Below are 24,934 nucleotides of genomic sequence, written 5' to 3'. Positions count from 1 at the left end.
CCATGCGACGCGCGCGGCGGTCGTCCGGCTGGTCGAATACCATGACCGCCCGCTCGGCCCCGACCCGGCGCGGCTGCGCCGCCGCCTGCACCGCCTGGGCGAAATGCCGGTGCGGCAGCTCCTGATGCTCAAAAAGGCCGATTGCGTCGGCCAGGGCACGCACCGGGAGCACATCGCGGAGCTGTGGGAAACGCAGGCGCTGCTCGAACAGGTGCTGGCGGAGCGGCATTGCTTCACCCTGCGCCAGCTCGCCGTCAACGGCCACGACCTGAAGGCGCTTGGCCTGCGCGGCCCGCAGGTGGGCGAAACGCTGCACGCGCTACTGCGGCATGTGCTGGAATCCCCGGGCGACAACCAGAAAGAGCACCTGCTGGCGCTGGCGCGGCAGATGCGCGACGGAAATGAGGATAACAGGCCATGAAACAGACCTTTCTTGACATTTACCAAAAAAATATCACCCGCCGCGGCGCGGATAAGCTGCTCGAGTGGATGGAGGGCACCGACTTTTTCACCGCCCCGGCATCCACCCGGTTCCATGCCGCGTACGAGGGCGGGCTGCTCCAGCACTCGGTGAACGTCTATAACGTGCTGGTCGCCAAGCATTACGACCCGTCCGCAGACGACCTCGAGAGCTTCACGATCGTTTCCCTGCTGCACGACCTGTGCAAGGCCGGGTACTACACCGTATCCTACCGCAACGCGAAGAACGCCAACGGCGAGTGGGAAAAGGTGCCGTATTACGCCGTGGACGACCAGTTCCCCTACGGGCACGGCGAAAAGTCGGTCTACCTGATCGAACGCTTTATGCGCCTTAAGACCGAGGAGGCCGTCGCCATCCGCTGGCACATGGGCGGCTTTGACGACAGCGCCAAGGCCGGCTCGTTCGCGATTGCAAACGCCTATGAAAAATACCCGCTCGCGGTCAAGCTGCACCTGTCCGACCTGGAGGCGACCTACCTGCACGAGAACCGCGGGGAATAGGAGGAAGTTATGAGGACACAGGAATTTTTCCTAAAGACCGCCCCGGAGGGCATGTACGACATCACGTCCACGGTGCGGCAATGCATCCGCGAAAGCGGCGTGCGCAGCGGGCTGTGCACCGTGTATTGCCCGCACACCACGGCGGGTATCACCATCAACGAAAACGCCGACCCCGACGTGCAGCACGATATGCTGCTCGGCCTGCGCGAGGCCTTCCCCGACCGCCATGTGTTCCGGCACGCGGAGGGCAATTCCCACGCGCACCTCAAATCCTCGGCCATGAACCCGGCGCAGACCATCCTGATCGAGGACGGCCAGCCCATCCTCGGCACCTGGCAGGGGATCTATTTCTGCGAGTTTGACGGCCCGCGGAGCCGGCGGTATTTTATCAAAATCATGCGCGACCCGGATTAAGGCGCGGGGATAAAGGAAGGGACGGCGATACGCCGTCCCTTCCTTTATCCCCGCAAACTGCATTATGCCGCGCGCCGCCGTCACCCGCAGCCGGATCCCGCATGCCCGGTTTCCCAGAGGGGCAGGCCGCCTTTCCCGGCGGTTACTCCCCTCCCGCATGCTGCGCGGCATAGTCCCTGGAACGACGGATGCCGTCTGCATCCAGGGACAGCGCGCCGCACCAATACCCCTTGCCATAATAGGGGTACTGCACGCCGTTGCACGATACGGCGAGCTTCGCCTGGATATACTTTACGGGCGCGCCCCCCTCCAGTGCGACCGCCCCCGCCAGCGGCAAGCCCGCCGCGGACTGCAGGGAGATATCCGGCCACACCTTGAGGGCGGTAAGCTTGGCGGACGGGTCTGAAACCGCATAATCGTAGACAAATCCCATGGAATCCGTTGAGGCCGCGGGGCCGCGGTATACGTCAACCAGCCGCCGGCCGTCCTCCGGCTGCCCGACGTCAAAAACCTGAGAGCCGATCGGCAGGTTTTTTGTGCTACCGTCCTGATACCGGATGGCCAGGGCGCGTTCCGTGAAGCTGCCCCGCTCGGCGGGGCGCAACGTCAGGGTCAGCAAAAAGGCGCGGTATGGCACGCGCTGCCCCAACTCCATCCGGGAGATTTGGAAACTTTCGACGGCAACCGCCCCATCCGGGAAAGATACGGCGTCCACGCCTTCCAGCGTGCGGTCGGTGCCGGTATAATAATAGGTAAACGGCAGGACGACCCTATCGCCCTGCCCACAGGCAATGTACCCCTCCTGCCAGATAAAAAAGCCCGGCGCATCCGTCGCGCGCAAACGCACCAGCAGCACGATTGCGATGCAGGCGGCCAGCAGGCAAACGGCTGCGCATATGCGTTTTGTGCCTCCAAAAATCCCCATTGTGAAACCCTCCCCTCAGCAGCCCCATCGGGCTTGCGTTTTCATCACACAACAAATCAACTGCCTTGCTGCCGTCAGGGCGTGCATTGCTTACGCCGGATGAGATTCCCTGATATGACTATCATAGTATATTTTTTACATTTGTCAACCTGTTTTGCGGTTTATGACGGATACCCTCCCGCCTCCCCCTGCATATGCTGGAAAGGAGGTGGTATCTTTATGACAATTCATGTGGTACAGCCGGGCGAAAGCGTATATTCGATCGCCCACCTGTACAAAGTCCCAATGGAACGGATCATTTCGGACAACGGCCTGTCCGACCCCAGCCGCCTGGCGGTGGGGCAGGCGCTGGTAATCCGCTACCCGCGGCAATACCATATTGTGGAGCAGGGGGACACGCTCGGCTCCATCGCCGCCCGGCACGGCACGACGGTCACCGCGCTCTACCAGCTCAACCCGGAGCTGAACGGCCTGCCGCTGATTGCGCCGGGGCAGGTGCTCATCCTGTCGCTCGAACAGCCGAAGGAGGGCACGCTCGCGGTGAACGGCTACGCCTATCCCGGCATCGACCGCACCGTGCTGCGCCGCACCCTGCCGTACCTGACCTGGCTTTCGGTCTTCGCCTACGGCTTCACGCCCGAAGGCGGCCTGCTCGGGCAGCAGGACACCGAGCTGGTACAGCTTGCGCGCGACTACGGCGTCGCGCCGCTGCTCGTGCTGACGACCATCGGCGAGGACGGCTCGTTTTCCAGCGCACGCGCGCACGCGCTGCTCCAAAACGACGCGGCGCAGGCCACGCTGCTTGAAAACCTGGCGCGCACCATGCACGCCAAGGGCTACGAAGGGCTGGATATCGATTTCGAGTACATCCCGCCCGAGGACCGGGAGGCGTTCACCGCCTTTGTGCGCCGCGCCGCCGGCCGGCTCAACCCGCTGGGGTTCCTGGTGTCCGCCGCGCTCGCGCCCAAAACCTCGGCCACGCAGCCCGGCCTCCTCTACGAAGCGCATGATTACCGCGCGCTCGGGGAGGCCGCCGACCAGGTGCGCCTGATGACGTACGAGTGGGGCTACTCCCGCAGCGCGCCCCGCGCGGTCGCGCCGCTCGACAAGGTGCGCGAGGTGGTGCAATACGCGAAAACCGAAATCCCGGCCGATAAGATCATGATGGGCGTCCCGAACTATGGGTACGAGTGGACGGCCGGCCAGCCCGTCGCGCGCAGCCTGGGCAATGCCGAGGCCGTGCAGCTAGCCATCCAGAAGAACGCGGCGATCGAATACGACTGGACGGCGCAGTCGCCACATTTCTCCTTCTGGCAGGACCGCCTGGCGCACAACGTCTGGTTTGAGGACGCGCGCAGCGTGCGCGCCAAGCTGGCGCTTGCGGCGTCGGAAGGCCTGCATGGCGTCAGCATCTGGACGATTATGCGGTATTTCCCACAGCTCTTCCTCGTGCTAAGTTCCCTGTACAACATCGAAAAACGCATGTAACTTCCGGTAAAGGAGGCCGAAACTGGTGTTTCGGCCTCCTTTTTGGCTTGTATTGCCATGACGGCCGGGCATTTCCATTGCCCGGCGCGTATGGATGGTGGTAGACTTGGAAATCGAAAGGGAAAAACGCAAATGCTGCTTTTTCCACCGCATTCGACAAGGAGAGTGAAAATGATGAAGAAGATGAAACGACTTGCAGTGATGACCGCGTGCGCGGCGCTTGCCGGCACGGTGACCGCAGGCGCAGCCTGCCTGCCGCAGGGCATGCCGCAGCTGAAGCCCGGCCTGAACACGATCGTGATCGGTTCGCAGGGCGGCAGCCTGCCGCTGGACTCCATCCGTCAGGCGCTCGATCGTCTTTGCAATACGATGAACAAGCCGCAGGATTGCCNCGCGGGCGAGCTGCAGCGCAGCTTCTCCCACACCCGCCCGAACGGCGGTTCCGCGTTTACGGCGCTGACCGAGGCGGGCGTCAATTACCGCACGGCGGGCGAAAACATCGCCATGGGGCAGAAGACCCCGGCGGAGGTCGTTTCCTCCTGGATGAACTCCTCCGGCCACCGCGCGAATATCCTGGGCAGCCAGTTCACCTCGATCGGCGTCGGCTACGTCACCGGCTCCAACGGCACCGCGTACTGGACGCAGCTGTTTATCGGCTAACGTCCCCTGTACTTACCGCAAGACCAAAAAGGGGAACGCCCCGGCCTTTTGTAGCCGGGGCGCTCCCTTTTGTCAGCTTTTCTCGACGATTACCTGCGCGATTTCGAGCAGCATACTGCGCTGCGCATCGGTCATATCGACACAGACCTTTTGAAGCTCCCCCTGCAAATAGCCGTCCTGTGCGGTCATTACACCCGTGACAAGCTCTGCAAGGTCGCAACCCAAAAAGCCTGCAATGCGGGCAAGCGTGTCCAGATTCGGGCGGGTAACCCCACGCTCGATCTGGCTAATGTACCCGACAGACACCGAAAGCGCTTCCGCAAGATTATCCTGCGTTTTGCGGATGGATTTTCGACGTTGCTTGATCCGTTGGCCGATAACCCTGTAATCAATGCCCATTGTGCCACCTGCTTCTATATTACATCTTCCACTTTAATAGTTTAATCGGGTTACACGAAAATAAAAAGAAACCTACTGCTTTTTTTGAAGTAAGAAATGTGCATTTTGCACATAAGCGGCAAAAATTCGACAAATATACACAGGCCTGCATCTTCATACGGAACAAGGCGACCAGGATACCGGGAGGGGACGAAAAAACAGGCGCGCAAAAAGCCGCACGGCAAACGCCGTGCGGCCCTGTTTTTTCATATAAGGATTTTGCGCGGCAACGCGCATTGGGCAAGCACTTGCCGCCCGGTTACAGGCGGCGGTGCGCCCGGCCGGAGAGCTGTGCGGCAACTTTTTTTGCCGCCCTACAGCGTCAGGCAGTCGCCCGTATGCAGATAGGAAATCTGGCCGAGGAGCGTGCGGCGCAGCGTGCCATAAGCCTGCTCCCCGGTGCAGTGGCAGGTATAATACCGGCAGCCACGCCCGGCCAGCGCCTGCGCGACCTGTGTGACGAGCGCTTCCGGTTCGGTGCGCCGCAGCGTCGGGTTATACAGGTGGAACCCGCCGACCACTGCGTCCGGCGCGCGGCCGAGGCGCGCGGTGGCGGCCTGTATAATCGGCACGATCCCGCGGTGGGCGCAGCCCGCGACCAGCATGGCGCGCCCCCCTTCCTGCACGAGCAGGCTCTGCTCATGCGTAAACGGGTCGGCGGCCAGCGCGCCCGGCTCCCCCGTGCAAAGCGTGGCGTTCGCCGAGGGTGGGAAGGGGTTTTGCGGCACGTCGGACAGCAGCGTCAGCCCGTCGCCAAGGCTGTAGCCGTCCCCACAGGGCACCACCCGCCCGCAATCCGCGAGCGCGGCGTCCAGCCCGTTCATGCGCGGCGGGTCGACGGCACGGTTCCAGTGCGGGTCGAACGCGCCCGGCCGGGCATATACCTTGGCCTTTTGGTTGGCTTGCAGGAACGCGGGCAGCCCGCCGCCGTGGTCGTAATGCCCATGCGACAGCACGAAGGTATCGACCGACGCGATGTCCACACCGAGCGCATGCGCATTGCGCAGGAAAGCGTCGTCCGGCCCCGCGTCGAACAGTACGCGCCGCGCGCCGGTTTCCAGGTAGAGCGACAGCCCATGCCGGATATCGAGCGGCTTCCCGCCCGGCGTATTCTCCACTAAAACCGTCAATTTCATTGGAAACCCCTCCTATTTGTTTTATATCTGCTGTATATTACATATCGTAATTGCATTTGACGCAAAACCGCCACTTCCCGCATCCTTCGCCACGTTCCCGCAGGAACGGCTATCCGTAATATTTTCCTGTAATATCACGGATAGTAATTTCAATGACCGCCGTCCTTTCCGCGGCCGCGGGCGGGATCGGCATGCTTTTCAGCTGCGGCGTATATTTGTCCGCAACCGCGCGCAGCGCGGCAAGCTTGCGGGGCAGGTCGGTCAGGACAGCCGCCTCGCCCCGGATCACCACGCTGCGGAAGGCGGTATTGGTGCGGCACGGGTCCGGCTTGTCCGCCAGGAGCAGCCCCTGCATCTCGCTGACCGTGAGGCACACGCGCGGGTCGCGCGCAAGGTTGTCCAGTTTGCGTCCCGCGGCCTTGCCATGGATATACACCTTGCCGCCTGCGCAGGCAAAATGCACGGGCACGGTGTAGGGCGCGCCGTCCGCGTCTACCGTGGAAAGGTACGCCACGGGCGCCCCCGCCAGCAGGGCGGAGACGGCTTCCTCTGTCATTTTCATCGTTCAGCCCTCCCGCAGGGGCGCGGCCTCCTGCTTTTTCAGCGTTTTCATCTCAAAGAATACCAGCACGGCCGCCAGCGCGAAAGCGGCGAAATCCGCGACCGGCCCTGCGTACATGACGCCGTCCACGCCGCCGAACACGCGCGGCAGCAGCAGGATGAGCGGCAGCAGGAACAGGATCTGGCGCGTCAGCGAGAGCAGCACGCCGCGCGTGGCCTTGCCGATCGAGGTGAAGAAGTTCGCCGTCACGGGCTGGATGCCGTTCAGGAACGTAAAGAACAGGAAGATGCGGAAAAAGCGCTCGGCAAACAGGAAATACTCCTCCGTACCCGAGCCGAAGGCGCTGATGATCTGCCGCGGGAAGAGCTGGAAGCATACGAACGCCACACACGAGATCACGGTCGCCGCCGTGACGGCCAGCTTATAGGTCTGCCGCACGCGCCCATACTGCTTTGCGCCGTAGTTGAAGCCGATGATCGGCTGGCTCGCCTGCGCGATGCCGAGGACAAAGGAGAATGAAATCATATTGACCTTGATGATGATGCCCGCGCAGGCCAGCGGGATTTCCGCGCCGTATACCGACTGCGCGCCGTAATAGGTCAGCGTGTTGTTGAGGGCGATCTGCACGCACAGCATCGCGAGCTGGTTGACGCACCCCGCCATGCCGAGCGCCGCGATATTGGCCGCGTAGACGGGCTTGGGGCGGAAGCAGGCGCGGGTCAGGCGGATGGTCTTGAAGTGGCGCGCATAATACAGCGCGGCCAGGCCGGAAACGATCTGGCCGATGATGGTCGCGAGCGCCGCGCCGGCCATGCCCATGCCGAACCCAAAAATGAGCACCGGGTCGAGGATCGTATTGATCACCGCGCCGACCAGCATACAGCCCATGGAGTAATGCGGGCTGCCGTCCGCGCGGATCAGGTTCGACATGCCCGAGGACAGGATGAGGAACGGGATGCCGAGCGCCGTGATGCCCGTGTACGTCATCGCGTAGGGCAGCACCTCGGCCGTCGCGCCGAAGCACAGGATCAGCGGCTTCAGGAAGATGCGCACAAGGATGCAGATGACGACGCCGGACGCAATCATCAGCGCGATCGCGCTGCCCGCCATGCGCGCGGCGCGTTTCTGGTTTCCCGACCCGAGCGCCAGGCTGAAATTGGCCGCGCCGCCGGTACCGAGGAGCAGGGCGGTCGCAATGCAGATGGTGGTCAGCGGAAAGGCGACGTTTGTCGCGGCGTTACCCAGCACGCCCACGCCGTGGCCGATGAAGATCTGGTCGACCAGGTTATAGAGCGCGGAAACCAGCATGGCGATCACGCTGGGGATGGCAAACTGCCGCAGCAGCCCGCCGATGGGTTTCACGCCGAGCGGGTTCGGCGCGGTTTGCGGTTGTCCCATGTAAATACCTCCCATGATAGATAAAATGTTGAATGAGATATTATATCACAATTTTCCCGGTTTTTCACGCCTAACCGTGTGGCCGCCCGGTGCGGGGCATGGAAAAGGCTCCCGGCAGCGCCGGGAGCCCGTGAGAGGGGGAAGAAGAGAGAAAGGAAGGTATCTGATTAATCCGTGGGGACGGATCAATCGGCATAAAATTGGGACGCGCCGCGGGATTTGGCTAAAACGCGCTGCGGTAAATTGCAAGCATGTCCTTTTCCGTCAGTTCCGTGTAGTTGTTGCGCAGCAGGCGCTGCTGGCTTTCCAGCACGCTGGGGACGAACGCCCCGATGTCCTGCTCCGTTACGCCGTAATTGTGCATCGCCTTGCGCACGAGCACGCCGTCCATCAGCTCAAACAGGCGCTCAAACGCATCCGCCATACGGCAGTCCAGCAGGTTTGCCAGTAGCATTTTGAGTGCAAACAGCTTGCCCTGCGGGCATTTTTCCTCGTACTTGCGCAGCACCGGCGCAAAAAGCACCTGGTTTGCCTCGCCGTGGGGGATGTGGAACCGGCTGCCCAGCGGATAGCCCAGGGCGTGCACGGCGGCGCAGCCCGCGTTGCTGAACGCCGCCCCGGCAATGTTGGACGCCGTCAGGAAATCGGGCGCATAGTCCTTCCAGACGTCCGCCGCCCGGCCCGCCACCAGCCGGTACCCGCGCAGGATAAGCTGCAGCGCCTTTTCGGCAAACATATCGGACAGCGGGGACGCCTGCGGGGACAGGTAAGCTTCTGCGGCGTGGATCAGCGCGTCCATAGACGTGGTGGCGAACACCTTGTATGGCAGGCTGTCCAGCAGCTCCGGCACCAGCACGGCGCAGTCCGCATACAGTTCCGGCGAGACCAGCCCGTCCTTGGTGTGCAGCCGCGTGCGGTTGACCACGGCGATGTTCGTGACCTCCGCGCCGGTGCCGCAGGTCGTCGGGATCGCGACGAGCGTGTGCGTCTTTTTGAGCGCGCGCGCATTGCCGTAGAGCGCCTCCACGCTGCGCGCGCCGTCCGCCACCGCGAGGAGCTTTGCGATGTCGAGGATCGTCCCGCCGCCGACGGCGATGATCCGGTCGAACGCAAGCTGCCCCAGCCCGGCCAGGATGCCGTCGACCATGGCGTCGGTCGGCTCCCCGAAGCCATATTCCTCCTGGAACAGCGTCAGGCAGGCGATGCCCTTGTCCTTGAAATACAGGTCATAGATGTATTCGTTCGTCAGGAGCAGGTCACGCGCGCCCAGCCCGAGCACCTGCGCCGCTTCCGCGACGGATTCCACACCGATCACCCTTGGGGGAAGCGCAAATATGTTCATGATGTATGCCCTCCAAGCGCATCTAGGGCTGCGGGCCGTCCCCGTCCCCCTGCCCCAGGAATTCGTCAAAGTCGAAGTCCTCGTAATAGGTATACTCGATCGCGGCCGGCGCCGGCCCGTAAAAGCAGACAATGTGCAGCGGGATATCGCCGGTGTTCCACACCATGTGCGGCACCCCCTGCGGGAACAGCACCGAAACGCCGGGTTCCAGGCCGAACACGTCCGCGCCGACCTTGACCTTGCCCGTACCCGACAGGACGAAAATGGTTTCCTCCCCGTTGTCGTGCGCATGCGCGGGCTTTGCCCGCGCGCCCGGGTCGTAAACTACGGTGCACACGGAACTGTAATGCCCGCCGGTCTGCTGGGGCGTCTGCAGCCAGTATACGCTGCGGCCGCCCATCTCCTTGCGCTGCCCGTCCCGCTCATGAATCGCCAAGCCCATCTTCATATAGCTCCTTTTCGCGCATGTGTTCAGCGCCTGTAATCGTCCACGTTTGCCTTGGTAATGACCGCGGAGGGCACGATAATCTGCTTCTCCACCTCTTCGCCGCGGATTGCGCGCAGCGCGGTGTCCACGCCTTCCGCGCCGAAGGTCGGGAAGTAGCCAGAAACCATTTTGCCCGCTTCCACATTGTCGAGCACCTCGGGGATCATGCCGTCCGCTGCGGAAACCACGCAGATGCCGTCGTTGATGTCCGCCTTGTAGCCCATCGCCTCGATCGCCTGGATCGCGCCGAGCGCCATGTCGTCGTTATGGCAGTAAACCACCTGGATCTTGTCCCCGTGCGCCTGGAGCTGGTCTTCCATCGCGGTCAGCGCCTTGCTGCGCTCGTAATTGCAGGACAGTTCGGCCAGCATGGTGAATTTATCGTTTGCATCGATCACGTCGTGGAAGCCCACGCCGCGGTTGACGTTGACAAGCGAGCCCTCCTTGCCCGTGAGCTGCACGATGTTCGCGCCGTCCGGAAACTGCTTTTCAACGAATTCACCCATCATCCTGCCGGTCTCAACCGCGTCGACCGTGATAAGGGAGGTCACGTTGACGCCCGGGATCTCGCTGGACAGCGCGATGACCGGGATTCCCGCGTCCATCGCGTCCTGCGCGGCGTTGGCGATCGTGTCCGCATGGTAGGTCTGGATAATGATCGCGTCCACCCCGAGCGTGATCAGGTCCTCGATGTCGGAGGCCGCCTTTTCGCCGCTGCCGTTCGCGTCCGTGATCGTGCACTCCACGCCGTTTGCCTCGCAGGCGGCCTGGATGTCCTCCTTCATGCTCTGCGTCCAGTCGATGTCGTTCTTATCCTGGGAAAAGCCGATGACGACCTTATCCCCGCCGCCGTCCGCAGCGCCGCCGCCATCCCCGCCGCCGGAGCAGCCCGCCAGTGCCGAAAACGCCATCATGCCCGCCAGGATCAGTGCAAACCGCTTTTTCATTAGAATCCTCTCCTTTTCGATGTCGGTAAATAATTTTTATTCGTCCAGCAGCGTCGCCGGCGCGCCGGTGATCACTGCGTTGAGGAATTTCCGTTTGGGGTCAATCCGTGTGCGGATCAGGCGAAGGTCTTCCGCGGAGGGCGGCTGCGTTTCCGGCACGTCCTCCGGGATCAGGATGTCAAAGCCGGTATTCTCCGCGATCTGCCGCCTTGTGCAGCCCGGATGGATGCTCCTGACCTTCATCTCGCCGCCGTCCGTAAAATCCATAACGCCGTATTGCGTGAATACCAGCGACAGGCCGCCGCCCGGCAGGCCGCCCCTGGAATTGCGCCCCGCGGCGGAGGCAAAGTCCACCCGCTCGACAAAGGTGCGGCGGTCGTGCTGGAACACGCCGAACGTGCGCCCGGCCATCGCCATGATCTCGCCCTGTGCCAGGCAGCCCGGGAAGCGCGCGCGGATGGCGCCCCCCTCCCCGATGCGAACCAGGTTCGTGTGCCCGAAGCGGTCGACCTGCGGCGCGGAGATGAAACCGATGCTCACGCGCCCCCGCATGAAAAAGTTCAGTACGTCATAGGACGGGAGCTGCGAGCGCCCCGGCCAGGCCAGCACGTCCGGTTCAAAATTCGTCTCCGGGATGCTGTCCCCGTCCAGTTCCATATCCACCACCGAGCCAAGGCACATGATGAAGTCCGGGGACTGCCGGAGCTGCGCCAGCCTCGCCGCGACAGCCGGGATGCCGACCGCGCGGATATAGGCCTTGCCGCCGGTGCCGGTGCCGATGAAGCCGCACAGGTCGTCCGGCCGGATGTGCCGCGACATCTCGGCCGCCAGCAGTTCTTCCAGGGTATAGCTATTGGCATCCATACGGTTTCCCCTCCTTCTGGCGCGCAACCTTCTGCAGGTAGCCTTCAAAATCGGGCGTGTCCAGGATGAACTCCCGGATATAGGCGCGGCTGCCCTCGTCGGTTGTGCAGCAGCCCTGGTAATATGCGCCGTGCGCGAGGTCAAAATCATATCTTGCGTCGCAGGAATTGGGATGCGCGCCCTGCGGCGCCAGGCACACGCTGTCGACGAGGAAGCCCGGCAGCAGGGTCTGGAACTTGCTTTCCATGACTACCGTGGTATCCACGATCTCCTCTACCGTTACGATCAGCTTTTTCGCGCTTTTTGCGATAAAGATATCCGGCTCGTTTTCCATCATGCGCACGGCATCGAACTGGATGTTGCCATACCGGTCGGCGCGGCTCGCGTGGATCAGCGCGTAATCCGGCGTCCATGCCTCCAGGGCAGCATAGCGCTCCCCGGTGAACGGGCAGCGGATTTCGGCCTGGTATTCCGCCTGCCGCATCAGGTCGGTGTGCAGCGGCACCTTGGACAGCGCGAAGGTCAGCCCCTTGCTCGCCGCGAGGAAGCGCTCCTGCGCGGTGGTCTCCGTATGGTCGACATAGCGGATGCCGCCCGTTTCGCAGGCGCGGCGGAAATTCTTTGCCAGCCCGAGGTTTGCCATGCCCACATAGGAGGAATGCGCCTCGCGCACCAGCCCTGCGGCAATCAGCAGGTCATAATCGATGCCGTTGTTCCAGCCCTTCAGCACCAGGCCGCCCTTTTGCTGCCGGATCAGCTCGTGCACCAGCGCCATCGGGTGGCGGCGGTTGTACGAGCCGCCGATCGCGATTTCACTGCCCGGGGCGATCTGTGCAACCGCGTCCCGGACGCTTTTCAGTTTTACGGTACGCTTTCCCATTTGCGCGTTCATATCGGTTATTTGCACTCCTTTCCGCGCGGCGGTCAGCGCTTCTGGCGCTGGCTGATCAGTACCGCGATGACAATAATGATGCCCTTGAAAATCTGCTGCTCGGACGCGCCGAGGCCGATCAGGTTAAACAGGTTTGCCAGCACGGCGAATACCAACAGGCCGAGGAACGCGCCCGAGATGGAGCCGCGCCCGCCTAGCAGGCTGTTGCCGCCGACCAGCGCCGCCGCGATCGCGTCGACCTCCAGCGCGGAGGCTGCGAGCGGCTCCGCGGTGGAAAGGCGCGCGACGTTGATGAGCGCCGCGAGCGCGCACAGGCCGCCGCTGATGACATAGGTCATCATCTTGACCTTGCGCGTTTTGATGCCGGACAGCTTGGCCGCGACCTCGCCGCCGCCGATGGCAAACACGTTGCGCCCGAAAACCGTCTTGACCGCAAGGGCGTCAAACACCACGAACATCACGACGAGCAGGATGGCCGGCACGGAAACGATACCGATCTTGCCGTTCAGCCAGCTGAAGGACTTGACGCTCGAAATATAGGTGCCGCCCGTCAGGAACAGGCACAGGCCGCGCAGCGCGATCTGCGAACTGAGCGTCGCGATGAACGGCTCCATCTTCTGGTAGGCGATCAGGTACCCGTTGACCACGCCCGCCGCCAGGCCGGTTGCCAGCACCGCCACAAAAATGATGGGGAAGGGCAGGTGCATGCAGTAGCCCGCGACAAGGCCGCAGACCGCAACCGTCGAGCCGACCGAAAGGTCGATGCCGCCGCCGATGATGACGAGCGTCATACCGAGCAGGACAATGCCGAGCATGGCGTTCTGCCGCAGGATGTTCAGCAAATTATTCGCGTTTAAAAAAGACGGCGAAAGGATGGACGAAACGATGACGAGAAGCAGCAGGGCGATCAAAATGCCAAGCTTATCGTTTGTCTTGAAACTAAAGAAGCGTTTGGCCTTGGCGGCCGCGCCTTCGTGCAGGCATGCGTTGTTATCCATTTTTCATCACTCCTGTTGCATACTGAATAATGATGTTTTCCGTAGCCTCCTGATAGGGCAGTTCACCGGTTATCGCCCCGTTGTGGACGACCAGGATGCGGTCGCTCATGCCGATCAGCTCGGGCAGTTCGGAGGAGATGACCACCGCCGCCTTGCCCGCGTTCGTCAGTTCCCGGATGAGCTTATAGATTTCCTCCTTTGCGCCCACGTCCACGCCGCGGGTCGGCTCGTCGAAAATATACAGGTCCGCATCCTGCATCAGCCACTTGGCAAATACGACCTTTTGCTGGTTGCCGCCGCTCAGGTTGTCCACCGGCGTGGACAGCCCCGGCGCCTTGATCGCCAGCCGCTTGCGGAATTTCTCCGCGGTCTGCGTCCGCGTCCCCTCGTTGATAAACAGGTGCCGGACAAACGTCTTTAGCGACGCAAGCGTCATATTCTCGCGGATCGAGGCGTGCATCACCATGCCGCTGTGCCGGTCCTCGGTGACGTAGGCGATCTTTGCCGCAATCGCCTCCTTGGGGGATTTGACCACAACCTCCTTGCCGTTCATAAAGACCTTGCCGGAATCCGCGGGGTTCATGCCGAATACCGCGTCCATGATTTCCGTTCGCCCCGCGCCGATCAGCCCGCCGAAGCCGACGACCTCGCCCGCATGCACGCAAAAGCTGACGTCGTGGAACAGACCGGCCTTCGTCAGGTTTTCCACACGCAGGACCTCGCGCCCCGCCGCTTCCGCTTTGGGCGGGAAGTTCAGGCCGACCTCGCGGCCGACCATCAGGTTCACCAGCCCCTTCTTGTCAATCTCGCTGATCTTGACCGTGGTGACAAGCGCGCCGTCCTTGAGCACCGTGGCCTCGTCGCACAGCTCGAACAGCTCCTCCATACGGTGCGTGATGTACACAAACGTGACCCCTTCGCCCTGCAGCTTGCGCACGATGCCGAAGATATGCTCCTTTTCATGCTCGGTCAGGGAGGAGGTCGGCTCGTCCATGATAATCAGCCTGGATTTGTAATAGAGCGCCCGCGCGAACTGGAGCAGCTGCTGTTCGCCCATGCTCAGCCGCCCCGCGGGCATCGTCACCGGCTTTGTGATGCCGACGTAGCCGCACACCCGCGCGCTCTCCTCGAGCAGCGTCCTGCGGTCGACAAACAGCTTGTGGTGCGGGAGCTGGCCAAGGCAGATGTTTTCCGCGATGGAAACCGTCGGCACGACCTGCGGCTCCTGGTGCACCAGGCCGATCCCGGCGTTCCGCGCGTCCATTGCGCTGCGGAACACCACGGGCTTGCCGTCAAAGAGGATTTCCCCCGCGTCCTTGGCGTATATGCCGCTCAGCACCTTCATCAGGGTCGATTTGCCCGCGCCGTTTTCCCCCACGATCGCATGGATCTGGTTGCGGCGGATGGACAGGTCGACCCCGTCGAGCGCCAGCACGCCGGGGAACTGCTTCCGGATGCCCCGCATTTGGACAATATAATCTTCCTGCAATTCTCGTAACCTCCTTCAAGTTTCCTGCGATGTTACAGCCGCAATATCCCGTTCGGATCGACCTCCTCGCGCAAAATCCGGAGCTCTTCGGCGGTCGGCTCCGCGGTCGCCGGGACGCCGGACAGGTCCCCGAGGTCAAACCCGGTGTTTTCCTCCAGTTCCTGCGGCGTGACCCCGGGGTGTATGGATTTCACATACAGGCTGCCCGCCCCGTCAAATGCGAAGATGCATCTGGGGGTAAAGATGTATTTCGGCCCGCCGCCCGGCAGCCCAAGCCTGCGGCGGCCTTCCGTGCCGCCGGGATAGCCCACCCCGGAGATATGGTCGACACGCCCGACGAAATTCCGCCTTTCATGGTGCGGCATCATGATGTATTCCCGGCCAAACACCGCGAAATGCTCGGGCAGGAAAATAGGTCCCACAAGCTGCACCTTGGGGTGCGCGGGGTCGCCGATGCAGGTGCAGTTCAGGTTGCCTTCCCGGTCGACCTGCACGCCCGTGCCGAACGCGAAATCGATATCGCCCGCCTTGTACGCCCAGGTGCCGGGGTAATCCTGCATCTGCGCTTCGCACGGCAGATTCAGCAATTCGTTTGCGAACTCGCATTCCGGCATCGCCTTGAGCTGCGACAGGTCGGGGTTGTGCGACCAGCCGCACAGCAGCACCGTGAGGTTCGGCGCGTGGGTACGCTTGGCCAGCCCCATGCCGAGCAGCGGGATGTTGGTGTTATAGGCCGCGGCCGCCTTGCCCGTCGCCAGGCCGGTAAAGCCGACCTCGCCGTCTGCGATGGTATGCGCCAGCGCGGCGGCCAGCAGCTCTTCCATGGTATAGTTCATTTTCCGCCCCCCGTCCCCTCTTCGAGCGCGTCCAGCCGCGCCCGGCCAACGGCATCCAGATAGCCCTCATGGCCGTCCACGCCCCGCACATACCGGTCGAGGAACGCCCCAAAGCGCCCCGGCGTGGCGGAAGCCTCCGCATATTCCCGGAAAAACGCGTCATCCATGCGCATGACGCTGAGCACCGGCGTGGGGTGGGAGCCATACGGGGCATGCACCACCGCCCTGACGCGGAAGGCCGGTATCACATTCAGGTGCGGATCCTCCCGGATTTCCGCCGTGGGGATGATGCGCTCCGCGGTGACAATGACGTTGCGCGTCGCCCGGGAAACGGCGATATCCATGCTTTGCGGCAGCAGGTGCCGCGGCTGGATGCGCACATTGCCGTAAATGTCCGCTGCCGGGACGTGCACCACCGCGACATCGGGGGCGGCCGCCGGGATGGCGTACATGGGCTTGCCGTTCATCGGGTTTTCAAACCGCCGGATGGCCGGGTTGAGGTTTACGATATCCGAGCCGCCCAGGTAGGCGGCCGGCCAGAACTCCAGCCCCTCCGCATCCGCGCGGAACCGGTCCCAGGCCAGGATCTCCGGGTAATGCACGGCCGCAACCGTGCCGTCCTGCACCGCCCGCCGGTAATTCATCGCCAGCCCGAACTTTTCAAGCCCTACGTAAGAGGTCTCGACCGTGCGCACGCATCCCGCGCCCGCCAGCATATCCACGTCGACCGAATTGACCGAGCCGACCACCGTCAACCCCTTTTTCCCCGCCCGGATGATCTCATGCACCAGCGCCATGGGCTTCTGGTAGATCGCGAAACCGCCGAACGCGACCCGGTCGCCGTCGCGGATCAAATCCGCCGCCTGCCGCAGGCTGCATAGCTTGGACGTCCTTTCCGCCATTTGTACACCTCCTATGCCGTAATGGCGCGCTCCTGCCGGAGCCGCTCAACCTGTTCTTCGTCTAACCCCAGCCATTCCTGCAGCACCTCGCGGTTATGCTGCCCAAGCACGGGGCAGGGGCGCTCCGGCCGCCATTCCTGCCCGGAAAAGCGGTATGGCATGCCCATCATCATGACCTTGCCCATGACCGGGTGCTGCAGCTCCAGCAGCTTCTTGCGGTGGTGCAGCTGAGGGTTTTTCACCACGTCGGCCAAATCCTCAACCCGCGAGGACACCAGCCCGTGCGCATCCAGGATGCGCTGCGCCTCGTCCGTGCTGTGCCGCAGCATCCATGCGCCGACGGCCGCGTCGATCTCATCCCGGTGCTCGAACCGCGCAGCCTGTGTGGCAAACCGCGCGTCCTCCAGCAGCCCCGGCTGCCCCATCGCCTCGCACAGCAGGGTGAAGTGCGGCTGGCTGCCGGCGATCAGCAGGATATAGCCACCGTCCGCCGTCCTGTAGCAGTTGCCCGGGGACAGGTAACGGTCCTGGTTGCCCACGCGCTGCGCCGTTTCCCCCAGCACCGCCTGGTTCGGGATGCCGCACAGCAGCAGCGTGGCTGCGCACTCGAGGAGCGACAGCTCAATGAGCTGCCCTTCCCCCGTCCGCTCCCGTGCAATGTACGCTGCGAGGATGGCGAGCGCCGCGTAAATCGCCGTGACGTGGTCGACCGTGAAAACGCCGTGCGTCATCGGCGCGCCGTCCGGGTCGCCCGTGACCGACATCAGGCCGCTCATCGCCTGGATCGCCGCGTCAAACCCCGGCTTGTCCCGGTAGGGGCCGTCCGCGCCGAAACCGGAGATCGAAACCATGATCAGGCGGGGGTTCGCCTTGTGCAGCACATCCCAGCCGCAGCCCATCTTTTCCATGGTGCCGGGGCGGAAATTTTCAATCAGTACATCGGCCTCCCGCACCAGGTCGAGCAGCAGCGCCTGCCCGGCCTCTGTACGGAAGTTCACCTCCACGCTGCGTTTGCTGCGGTTGACTGCAAAGGTATACACGCTTTCGCCGTTGATCTTGGGGACAAAGCCCCGGGTGTCGTCGCCCCGCCCCGCCTTCTCCACCTTGATCACGTCAGCGCCCAGGTCGCCGAGCAGCATGCCGGCAAACGGCCCGGATATATATCGGGAAAGGTCGAGCACCTTAAGCCCTTTGAGCATCGGTTCCATTCAAATGCACCTCACATTTTTGTTTTGCCGTGATACCTGGATATAGAGCAATTCGCGTGCCAAACCCGCGGATCGCCGGAAAAATTTTAAAACCGGCGCAAAACCAGCGGTTCCCGCCGCCATACAGCCGTATGTGCCGCAGCGTTCCGGGCGCCGTATGTGCCACCTGCGGCACATGTGACATGTGCCATCGCCACCTTTGTCACATGTCACACTTTTCCATGCCGCCAATGCTTGATTTTTGTAGCATATCGCTATAGAATATAAATAATCTGTGTCCACCCATGTGATAAAGGAGCCATCATGTGCCCACAAGAGCAATTGACGAAAGACGAACAGGCCCGGCGCGGCTTTTTTGAGCGGGGCGTCCGCGACCTGACGGTTTTCCCGGCGGAGGTGTACGACTCCTGGGCACGCTGTATCGCAAACCACATCGCCCCGGACGTCCCGATGCGCGAAATCCTGGCCCCGGAGGCGCTCCAAGCGCGCCGCGCGCACAATGCGGAACTGCTCGAGGTCGCCGTCCCCTTTATGGAGATCCTCTATAAGGTCGTGGAGGGTTCGGATTTCTCCATCATGCTGTCCGACAGCGAGGGCTATATCCTCAAGCTGATTGGCGACCCGCATTTCCTCGCCGAGTACAGCCGCAAGGACAACCCGCTGGTCGAGGGCTCCTGCCGGAGCGAAAGCAAATTCGGCACCAACGGCATCGGCACGCCGCTTGCCATCCGCAAGCCGATCCAGCTCACGACGAACGAGCACTTCCGCCGCGAGCCGTATCCCGTCACCGGCACGGGCGCGCCGATCATCCTGCCCGACGGCGAGCTGGCCGGCGCGCTCTCGATGTCCGGCCCCCCGGACAAGGTGCACCTGCACACCCTCGGCATGATCACCGCGGCCAGCCGCGCCATCGAGGAACAGCTCACGCTGCGCAAGATCAACACCCAGCTCGCGGCCACCAAAAACCAGCTCCAGACCATCCTGGACACGTTCGACCAGGGCGTCTTCCTGGTGGATAGCGCGCATACGATTATTGATACCAACCTGGCCGCGCAAAAGACGCTGGGGTTTAGCGAGGAAGAGATCATCAACCGCCCGATCCACGACTTTGTGGGCAACATGGACTTTTCTTCCCTGAATGCATCCATTTACGACATGGAGCAGCCGCTGCGCACGCGTTACCGCACGGAAAACTTTTTTGTGACCATCCACACGGTGCGGCAGTCCACGGACAACTCGTTCCTGTTCGTGTTCCGCGAGGCGGAACGCGTGCACAACCTGGTAAACAAGTATATCGGCTCCAGCGCGTATTTCACCTTTGACGATATCATTGGCCGGTCGCCCGTTATCACGGCGGCCAAGGAAAACGCCCGCGCAGCCTCGACAAACAGCTCCAACGTGCTGCTGATCGGCGAAAGCGGCACCGGCAAGGAGCTGTTTGCCCAGTCCATCCACAACAGCAGCGCCTTTTCCGGCGGGCCGTTCATCGCGGTCAACTGCGGCGCCATCCCGCGCAGCCTGATCGAAAGCGAACTATTTGGCTACGAGGCGGGCGCGTTCACCGGCGCAAAGCGCGCGGGCAGCGCGGGCAAGTTCGAGCTGGCGAACAACGGCACGATCTTCCTGGACGAAATCGGGGATATGCCCTACGAGGTGCAAATCCACCTGCTGCGCATCCTGCAGACGAAGGAGGTCACGCGGATCGGCGGCACCAAGCCCGTCCCGCTCAACATCCGGATCATCGCCGCCACCAACGTCAACCTGGAGCAGGCGATCCAGGACAAGACCTTCCGCCGCGACCTTTATTACCGCCTCAACGTGCTGACCTTCCGCATCCCGCCGCTGCGCGAGCGCGGGGACGACGTGCTGCTGCTGGCCGACTACTTTATCCGCAAATACCAGCAACCCAGCAAGCAGCCGATCGCCGGGGTCTCGGCGTATGTCAAGCAGCTTTTCCTGCAGTACCACTGGCCGGGCAACATCCGCGAACTCGAGAACACCATCGAGCGCGCCTGCCTGCTGACCAAGGGCGCAGAGATCACAGACGAGTTTTTGCCCTTCAACCTCCTGAAAAGCACCGGGGTGGAAGCCGTCCACGCGCCCGCAAGCCTGCCGCAGGCCGCCCCGGCGCAGGTCAGCCCGGTGGATTTGGCGGAAAAAGAGGTGATCCAAAACTTCCTCTTGTCCTGCGGCGGCAACGTCAAGGAGGCGGCCAGCCGCCTCGGCATCAGCCGGCGCACCCTGTACCGCAAGCTGCACAAATACCAGATCGATTGCGACGGCATCCGAAAGCACAAGGAGGGGCGCTAGGGAACGGAAAAGGGGCTGCCAAAGCAGCCCCTTTTCTCCGGTTCCATCCTATTATTGCGTGTTATTTTGCGTATAAACGCCAAAAACCCGTTATCCCATACGGGATAACGGGTTTTCTTGGAGCTAATGGTCGGACTCGAACCGACGACCTGCGCATTACGAATGCGCTGCTCTACCAACTGAGCCACATTAGCAAGTGGGCTTTGCCCGCCGCGGGAAAAGTTATTCAACAACTTCCAGCGACTCTGATATTTTATCATATGGTTCCCGGTTCGTCAATTCCTTTTTCGTATTTTCAAAAAATTATTTTTAATTTGCGCTTGACTTTTGGACGCTTTCCTATATAATAGAAAAGTATCCTTGCTCATGCCAGGGGCATGGGCCAAAGTCCAAAAGGAGGTGCTAACATGGCAAAAATCACAGGCAAGTACGAGACAATCTTCATTGTCAACCCCACGCTCGGTGAGGAAGCGGTTGCTTCCGTCGTGGACAAGTTCAAGGCGCTCATCGAGGCCAACGGTACGATCGAAACGGTCGATGACTGGGGCAAGCGTCGCTTCGCTTATGCGATCGACGACCTGAACGAGGGTTACTACACCCTGATCCAGTTTGAGTCCAAGCCGGAGTTCCCGGCTGAACTGGACCGTATCTACAAGATCACCGACGGCATCATGCGTTCCCTGATCATTTCCAGAGACTAAGGCTGGTGTAACGAAATGCTGAATAAGGCAATTCTGATGGGCCGCCTCACGCGCGACCCCGAGCTGCGCCACACCCAGTCCAATATGCCCGTCTGTTCCTTCACGCTCGCAATCGACCGCGACCGCAAGGGTCCCAACGGCGAACGCCAGACCGATTTTATCGACTGCGTCGCCTGGAACCGTACGGCCGAGTTCGTGCAGCAGTGGTTCACCAAGGGCATGCTGGCCATTGTGGTCGGCCGGATCCAGTCCCGTAACTGGGAAGACAAAAGCGGCAACAAACGCGTTTCAGTCGAGATCAACTGCGACGAGGTATCCTTCGGCGAGACCAAGAAGTCCCGCGAGAACTACCAGTCCGGCGGCGGCTCTTTTGACGGCGGCTCACAGCTCCGTCCCGAGCCCAGCTACGGCGGTTCCCAGATGCCCGCGCCCAGCTTTGACCTGCCGTCCGGCGGTTCCGATTTTGCGGAGCTTGCGGACGACGACGAAAGCGACGTCCCGTTTTAACCACGAAATACCGATAAGAAGGAGGTTTCTAGGCAATGGAAGAGAAAAAGGAATATACCCCCCGCCCGGAGCGTAACGATCGCCGTGGCGGCGGCCGTCGCCGCAGAAAGGTTTGCAGCTTCTGCGTTGACAAGGTCGACTCTATCGACTACAAGGATTCCGCAAAGCTCAAGCGCTACATGTCCGAGCGCGGCAAGATCCTGCCCCGCCGTATGACCGGCACCTGCGCCAAGCATCAGCGCCAGCTGACCGAGGCGATCAAGNGCCGCCGCTGGAGCGCGACTCCGCGGCGCTGCGCCCGGCTTCCGCACCGCGGGCTGCCGCGCGCGACATATTGTTGATCATCACCATCGTCCAGAAGATGTCACGGTTTGTGCCGTAACCCATATCCGGCTGCTCAAAGTGCTTCGGGTACAGCTCCTTAAACTCCTTGGCGACCTGGTCGGCAATGCCGAACAGCGTGGCGAATACCAGGTAATCGTCCCACAGCTCGACCTCGACGGCCTGCCGCTCGTTGATAATGGTGAAATCCTTGAGGTACTTTTTAAACCCGAGCACATCGCGCGCCAGCGCACGGCCGGTCTCGGTGAAGCGGTCCTCCGTGCTGTCGATCAGGCCGAAAAAGCGCTTGACCGGCACGGTCTCGACCGCGCCCATCCCCCGGAGGACGCCGCGCCCCTCCCCCTTGATGGCGGAAAGCCAGCCTTCGACCTTGGTATAGTGCCGCTGCGACCACTTGTAAAACTCTTTTTCCTGCAGGATGCCGTCGCTGCCGCTTGCTTCCCGCATCATTTCGTACAGTTCAAGCTCCGCACCCGACAGCCCGGACGCATCCCCCAGGAACACGATGGAAGGCTGTACGCCCGCGCCGATACCGAGGAAGCCCTTCTTCTCGGTCTCCTCGATGCGTACGAGCCGCCGGTACGTCCAGCGCAGCAGGAACGCGCCCATTACCGCGCCGTCCGAACCGGGCTGGCCGGCGGCCTCCAGCAGGGCATACGCCGCGGGCAGGCTGCCGCCGCACGGGATGTCGCGGCAGTAATCGGGGGCGGAAACATCGTCCAGCCCGGAAACGCTGCCCAGCCCGGAAATCCTGCCCCCGCTTTTGCCGGAGGCGCGCACCGCGGAGATAATAATGAATACAAACACGATGACAAACAAGAACGGGATCATCGTGAAGCCCGCAAAGGAGAACAACCCGATGTGGGGCACGCGGCCGGAGGTGTGCGTGTTATCCGCCGCGGGCGCGTCGTTCTCCGGGGTGTAGTCGCTGCCCGCGAGCGCTTGGTCCTCCAGCGTGGAGAAAGGCTCGTCGCGCGTGCTTGTGGGGGTGAAGATGCCTTTGTCAAAGCGCACCATGACCGTGACATGGTTGGAGGGGGAAAGCGCCCCGTCCGACCAGGCGTGCACCACGCCGTCCTCCACGTAAATCTCGCCCGCAAAGCCGAACGCCCACACGGCCGCCTGCCCTTCTGCGAGTTCCTGCGGCGCGCGGATGGTCACGTCCACCTTGGCGGGCGCGCTCGACATCTGGTCGTTCAGGAAACGGACGTTAAAACCGTCATAATCCGTATACGCTTTGACAAAATTCGTCATCGTATAGCTGGCTGTATAGGTACGCTGGCCATATTTGCCCAGCCCCCAGCACAGTTCATACCCGTCCGGCTTGGTGACGACGCCGCATTTCCCGGCCTTCTGGTCGCGGGAGCGGTCGACGTCCCATTCGCCCTCGTTGACATACTGCGCGCCGGTCTCATCGGTCACGGAGAAGCCCGTGACCTCCATATCGCCCATGTTTTCCTTATTTAAGTACCATTCCGTGCCCTGCGTCGCGTCGATCTCCCAGGTCTCGGTGATGTGCGCCGCGCCGTCCGCGTCGAGCTGCACGTCGACCGTCAGGCTGTCGACCGATTCGGCCGACGCGGTCAGCGGCGCGAGCACACAGAGGAGCAGGGCGCAGAGCAGCCCTGCGGCAACCTTCTTTTTCATCCAGTTTCCCTTTCCGGCCTTACGCCATGGAAGGCATGTCGGTTTTGCCCTTTTCGGTTTCCAGGTATTCGCGCACGGAGAAGCCGAGCGGCCCCGCCAGGAAGCAGCCGGGGATCTGGCGCACCATACGGTTAAACTTGGTGACGGTGTCGTTATACACCATGCGGCTGCGGCGTACGTTGTTTTCGTACTGGTTGACGCTGTCCATCGTCTGCTTGTAGACCTGCTGCGCCTTGAGGTCCGGATAGGCCTCCGCGACCGCCATCAGGTGCGTAAACGCCTCGGTGATCATGTTTTCCTGCCGGTCGACCTCGGCGGCCTTGCTGTGCGCGTCGATCGGTCGGCGCGCGCCGACCGTGTCCATCAGCGCCTTATACTCGTGCTCGGAATAGTTTTTCGTAAGCTGCGCCAGCGCGGTGAGCGCGTCCCAGCGGGACGCCTGCTGCACGCCGATCTGGCTGAGGGCGTTGCCGCACAGCTCGTCCGTGTGCACCAGCCCGCGCTGGGTCGAAACCACCCACGCCACAACAATGACGATGAGGGCGACGATGATAATCCCAATAATCATAAAGGTTCCCTTTCCGCCGCCCGCGGGCGGCTGTGCCATGCGCGCAGACGGGTATCCACAGGCTGTGGATGCTTCCCGCCGCGCGCCTTCCCATGAAACGCCTTTGCCCCGCCCCTGTTTGGGGGCGGCTCAATACCCGGTCTGCCCGTCGAGGATTTCGTCGTAATCGACCCAGTCCTGCACGGCGATTTCGTCATATGTATCCCGCGTGCGGCGGATGATCACCTTTTCAATGCCCGCGTTGATGATCTGCCGCTTGCACATGGGGCAGGAGTTCGCGTCGCCCATGATCTCGCCCGTCGACATGTCGCGGCCGACGAGGTACAGCGTCGCGCCGAGCATCTGCTCGCGGGGCGCGGCGATGATGGCGTTCGCCTCCGCGTGCACCGAGCGGCAGAACTCATACCGCTCGCCGCGCGGGATTTTCATCTTTTCCCGGATACAGGAGCCGATATCAATGCAGTTGGCGCGCCCGCGCGGCGCGCCGTTGTACCCGGTGGAAACGATCACGTCGTTTTTGACGATGACCGCCCCGAAGGCGCGCCGCAGGCAGGTGCTGCGTTCCAGCGCCACCTGCGCCATGTCCAGGTAGTAGTTCGTCTTGTCCCGTCTTGTCATCCTAATGGCCTCCGTCCTGTCGAATGTCCCCTACTGTATGAGCCGCCCGTCCTCGATGGCGGCGGTGCGCTCCGCACGCCGCGCCACCGCGCCGTCGTGCGTGATGAGTATGATCGTGTGCCCCGCCGCATGCAGCTCGTCGAACAGCCCCATGACCTCCGCGGACGCGCGCGGGTCGAGGTTGCCGGTCGGCTCGTCCGCCAGCAGCAGGCGCGGGCTGCCGCACACCGCCCGCGCGATGGCGACGCGCTGCTGCTGCCCGCCGGACAACGCG

The 24,934-nt window shown here is 62.4% G+C and carries 27 protein-coding genes, 1 tRNA gene and 1 pseudogene; 9 read left to right on the top strand and 20 right to left on the bottom strand.

The window, feature by feature from the left end; genetic code table 11:
• The 3 genes and pseudogenes from CZ203_RS11505 to CZ203_RS11495 all read left to right on the top strand — a co-directional run.
• Positions 1-421: pseudogene (locus CZ203_RS11505) on the top strand (CCA tRNA nucleotidyltransferase); the annotation flags it as partial.
• Positions 418-981 (top strand): hydrolase, encoded by a 564-nt coding sequence (locus CZ203_RS11500; RefSeq protein ID WP_087066274.1) that lies wholly within the window; start codon positions 418-420, stop codon positions 979-981. The pseudogene CZ203_RS11505 and the gene CZ203_RS11500, both read left to right, overlap by 4 nt.
• Before the next feature lie 9 nt (positions 982-990).
• Positions 991-1,395 carry a secondary thiamine-phosphate synthase enzyme YjbQ gene (locus CZ203_RS11495; protein WP_087066273.1) on the top strand — a complete coding sequence of 135 codons (405 nt, stop codon included), beginning with the start codon at positions 991-993 and terminating at the stop codon, positions 1,393-1,395.
• Between the two features lie 142 nt (positions 1,396-1,537).
• Here the strand turns inward: CZ203_RS11495 and CZ203_RS11490 are convergent, their stop codons facing one another.
• Positions 1,538-2,320 carry a hypothetical protein gene (locus CZ203_RS11490; protein WP_087066272.1) on the bottom strand — a complete coding sequence of 261 codons (783 nt, stop codon included), beginning with the start codon at positions 2,318-2,320 and terminating at the stop codon, positions 1,538-1,540.
• Positions 2,321-2,539: 219 nt separating this feature from the next.
• Between CZ203_RS11490 and CZ203_RS11485 the strand changes: the two genes are divergently transcribed.
• Entirely contained in the window at positions 2,540-3,808 is a 1,269-nt protein-coding gene (locus CZ203_RS11485) for a glycosyl hydrolase family 18 protein (RefSeq protein ID WP_087066271.1), read from the top strand.
• A gap of 57 nt (positions 3,809-3,865) precedes the next feature.
• Complete coding sequence (locus CZ203_RS15530) at positions 3,866-4,468, top strand: CAP domain-containing protein (RefSeq protein WP_087066780.1); 603 nt, start codon at positions 3,866-3,868, stop codon at positions 4,466-4,468.
• Positions 4,469-4,540: 72 nt separating this feature from the next.
• On the opposite strand, the gene CZ203_RS11475 is transcribed toward CZ203_RS15530, so the two are convergent.
• From CZ203_RS11475 to CZ203_RS11410, 14 genes are all read right to left on the bottom strand, one after another.
• On the bottom strand, positions 4,541-4,867 hold the full coding sequence (locus CZ203_RS11475) for a helix-turn-helix domain-containing protein (RefSeq protein ID WP_087066270.1): 327 nt from the start codon (positions 4,865-4,867) through the stop codon (positions 4,541-4,543).
• Positions 4,868-5,220: 353 nt separating this feature from the next.
• The gene (locus CZ203_RS11470) at positions 5,221-6,042 is read right to left on the bottom strand and encodes an MBL fold metallo-hydrolase (RefSeq protein ID WP_087066269.1); all 822 of its coding nucleotides are present in this window, start codon (positions 6,040-6,042) and stop codon (positions 5,221-5,223) included.
• Positions 6,043-6,151: 109 nt separating this feature from the next.
• A complete protein-coding gene (locus tag CZ203_RS11465; RefSeq protein ID WP_087066268.1) occupies positions 6,152-6,604 on the bottom strand; it encodes a pyridoxamine 5'-phosphate oxidase family protein in 453 nt (150 codons plus the stop codon).
• A gap of 3 nt (positions 6,605-6,607) precedes the next feature.
• Positions 6,608-8,002: an MATE family efflux transporter gene (locus CZ203_RS11460; RefSeq protein WP_087066267.1), complete on the bottom strand. Its 1,395-nt coding sequence runs from the start codon at positions 8,000-8,002 to the stop codon at positions 6,608-6,610.
• A 223-nt stretch (positions 8,003-8,225) separates the two neighbouring features.
• Positions 8,226-9,344: an iron-containing alcohol dehydrogenase gene (locus CZ203_RS11455; protein ID WP_087066266.1), complete on the bottom strand. Its 1,119-nt coding sequence runs from the start codon at positions 9,342-9,344 to the stop codon at positions 8,226-8,228.
• Between the two features lie 22 nt (positions 9,345-9,366).
• Positions 9,367-9,786, bottom strand: coding sequence for a cupin domain-containing protein (locus tag CZ203_RS11450; RefSeq protein ID WP_159456493.1), 420 nt, complete (start codon positions 9,784-9,786; stop codon positions 9,367-9,369).
• Between the two features lie 29 nt (positions 9,787-9,815).
• Positions 9,816-10,778, bottom strand: coding sequence for a substrate-binding domain-containing protein (locus CZ203_RS11445; protein WP_087066264.1), 963 nt, complete (start codon positions 10,776-10,778; stop codon positions 9,816-9,818).
• Positions 10,779-10,814: 36 nt separating this feature from the next.
• Entirely contained in the window at positions 10,815-11,642 is an 828-nt protein-coding gene (locus CZ203_RS11440; protein ID WP_087066263.1) for a hypothetical protein, read from the bottom strand.
• The gene (locus CZ203_RS11435) at positions 11,629-12,534 is read right to left on the bottom strand and encodes a CoA transferase subunit A (RefSeq protein WP_087066262.1); all 906 of its coding nucleotides are present in this window, start codon (positions 12,532-12,534) and stop codon (positions 11,629-11,631) included. Before CZ203_RS11435 ends, CZ203_RS11440 begins: the two co-directional genes overlap by 14 nt.
• Before the next feature lie 32 nt (positions 12,535-12,566).
• Positions 12,567-13,532: an ABC transporter permease gene (locus tag CZ203_RS11430; RefSeq protein ID WP_087066261.1), complete on the bottom strand. Its 966-nt coding sequence runs from the start codon at positions 13,530-13,532 to the stop codon at positions 12,567-12,569.
• Complete coding sequence (locus CZ203_RS11425; RefSeq protein WP_087066260.1) at positions 13,525-15,021, bottom strand: sugar ABC transporter ATP-binding protein; 1,497 nt, start codon at positions 15,019-15,021, stop codon at positions 13,525-13,527. Before CZ203_RS11425 ends, CZ203_RS11430 begins: the two co-directional genes overlap by 8 nt.
• 32 nt (positions 15,022-15,053) lie before the next feature.
• Positions 15,054-15,857: a hypothetical protein gene (locus CZ203_RS11420; RefSeq protein WP_087066259.1), complete on the bottom strand. Its 804-nt coding sequence runs from the start codon at positions 15,855-15,857 to the stop codon at positions 15,054-15,056.
• Positions 15,854-16,759: a CoA transferase subunit A gene (locus tag CZ203_RS11415; RefSeq protein WP_087066258.1), complete on the bottom strand. Its 906-nt coding sequence runs from the start codon at positions 16,757-16,759 to the stop codon at positions 15,854-15,856. The genes CZ203_RS11420 and CZ203_RS11415 overlap by 4 nt, the downstream gene beginning before the upstream one ends.
• A gap of 11 nt (positions 16,760-16,770) precedes the next feature.
• A complete protein-coding gene (locus CZ203_RS11410; RefSeq protein WP_087066257.1) occupies positions 16,771-17,967 on the bottom strand; it encodes a CaiB/BaiF CoA transferase family protein in 1,197 nt (398 codons plus the stop codon).
• A 303-nt stretch (positions 17,968-18,270) separates the two neighbouring features.
• Between CZ203_RS11410 and CZ203_RS11405 the strand changes: the two genes are divergently transcribed.
• A complete protein-coding gene (locus CZ203_RS11405) occupies positions 18,271-20,277 on the top strand; it encodes a sigma-54-dependent Fis family transcriptional regulator (protein WP_087066256.1) in 2,007 nt (668 codons plus the stop codon).
• Between the two features lie 118 nt (positions 20,278-20,395).
• Here CZ203_RS11405 and CZ203_RS11400 read toward each other — a convergent pair.
• Positions 20,396-20,471, bottom strand: a tRNA-Thr gene (locus CZ203_RS11400).
• Positions 20,472-20,684: 213 nt separating this feature from the next.
• Between CZ203_RS11400 and rpsF the strand changes: the two genes are divergently transcribed.
• The 3 genes from rpsF to rpsR are packed head-to-tail and all read left to right on the top strand — an operon-like array spanning position 20,685 to position 21,826.
• Positions 20,685-20,978, top strand: a complete 294-nt coding sequence (gene rpsF, locus CZ203_RS11395; protein ID WP_087066255.1) for a 30S ribosomal protein S6 — start codon at positions 20,685-20,687, stop codon at positions 20,976-20,978.
• Between the two features lie 15 nt (positions 20,979-20,993).
• Complete coding sequence (locus CZ203_RS11390) at positions 20,994-21,485, top strand: single-stranded DNA-binding protein (protein ID WP_087066254.1); 492 nt, start codon at positions 20,994-20,996, stop codon at positions 21,483-21,485.
• A gap of 35 nt (positions 21,486-21,520) precedes the next feature.
• Positions 21,521-21,826, top strand: a complete 306-nt coding sequence (gene rpsR / locus CZ203_RS11385; RefSeq protein ID WP_087066253.1) for a 30S ribosomal protein S18 — start codon at positions 21,521-21,523, stop codon at positions 21,824-21,826.
• Here rpsR and CZ203_RS11380 read toward each other — a convergent pair.
• The 4 genes from CZ203_RS11380 to CZ203_RS11365 all read right to left on the bottom strand — a co-directional run.
• Entirely contained in the window at positions 21,744-23,474 is a 1,731-nt protein-coding gene (locus CZ203_RS11380; RefSeq protein WP_087066252.1) for a DUF2207 family protein, read from the bottom strand. The two genes, rpsR and CZ203_RS11380, sit on opposite strands and share 83 nt — an antisense overlap.
• A gap of 19 nt (positions 23,475-23,493) precedes the next feature.
• Entirely contained in the window at positions 23,494-24,042 is a 549-nt protein-coding gene (locus tag CZ203_RS11375; RefSeq protein WP_087066778.1) for a LemA family protein, read from the bottom strand.
• 129 nt (positions 24,043-24,171) lie between these two features.
• Entirely contained in the window at positions 24,172-24,660 is a 489-nt protein-coding gene (locus CZ203_RS11370; protein ID WP_087066251.1) for a deoxycytidylate deaminase, read from the bottom strand.
• Positions 24,661-24,690: 30 nt separating this feature from the next.
• Positions 24,691-24,934 (bottom strand): ATP-binding cassette domain-containing protein (locus CZ203_RS11365; RefSeq protein WP_143436234.1); only part of this gene is annotated, 244 nt, incomplete at its 5' end.

This window comes from Intestinibacillus massiliensis, assembly GCF_900155735.1.
Lineage (GTDB): Bacteria > Bacillota > Clostridia > Oscillospirales > Butyricicoccaceae > Intestinibacillus > Intestinibacillus massiliensis.
This window is presented reverse-complemented; position numbering and strand designations above follow the sequence as displayed.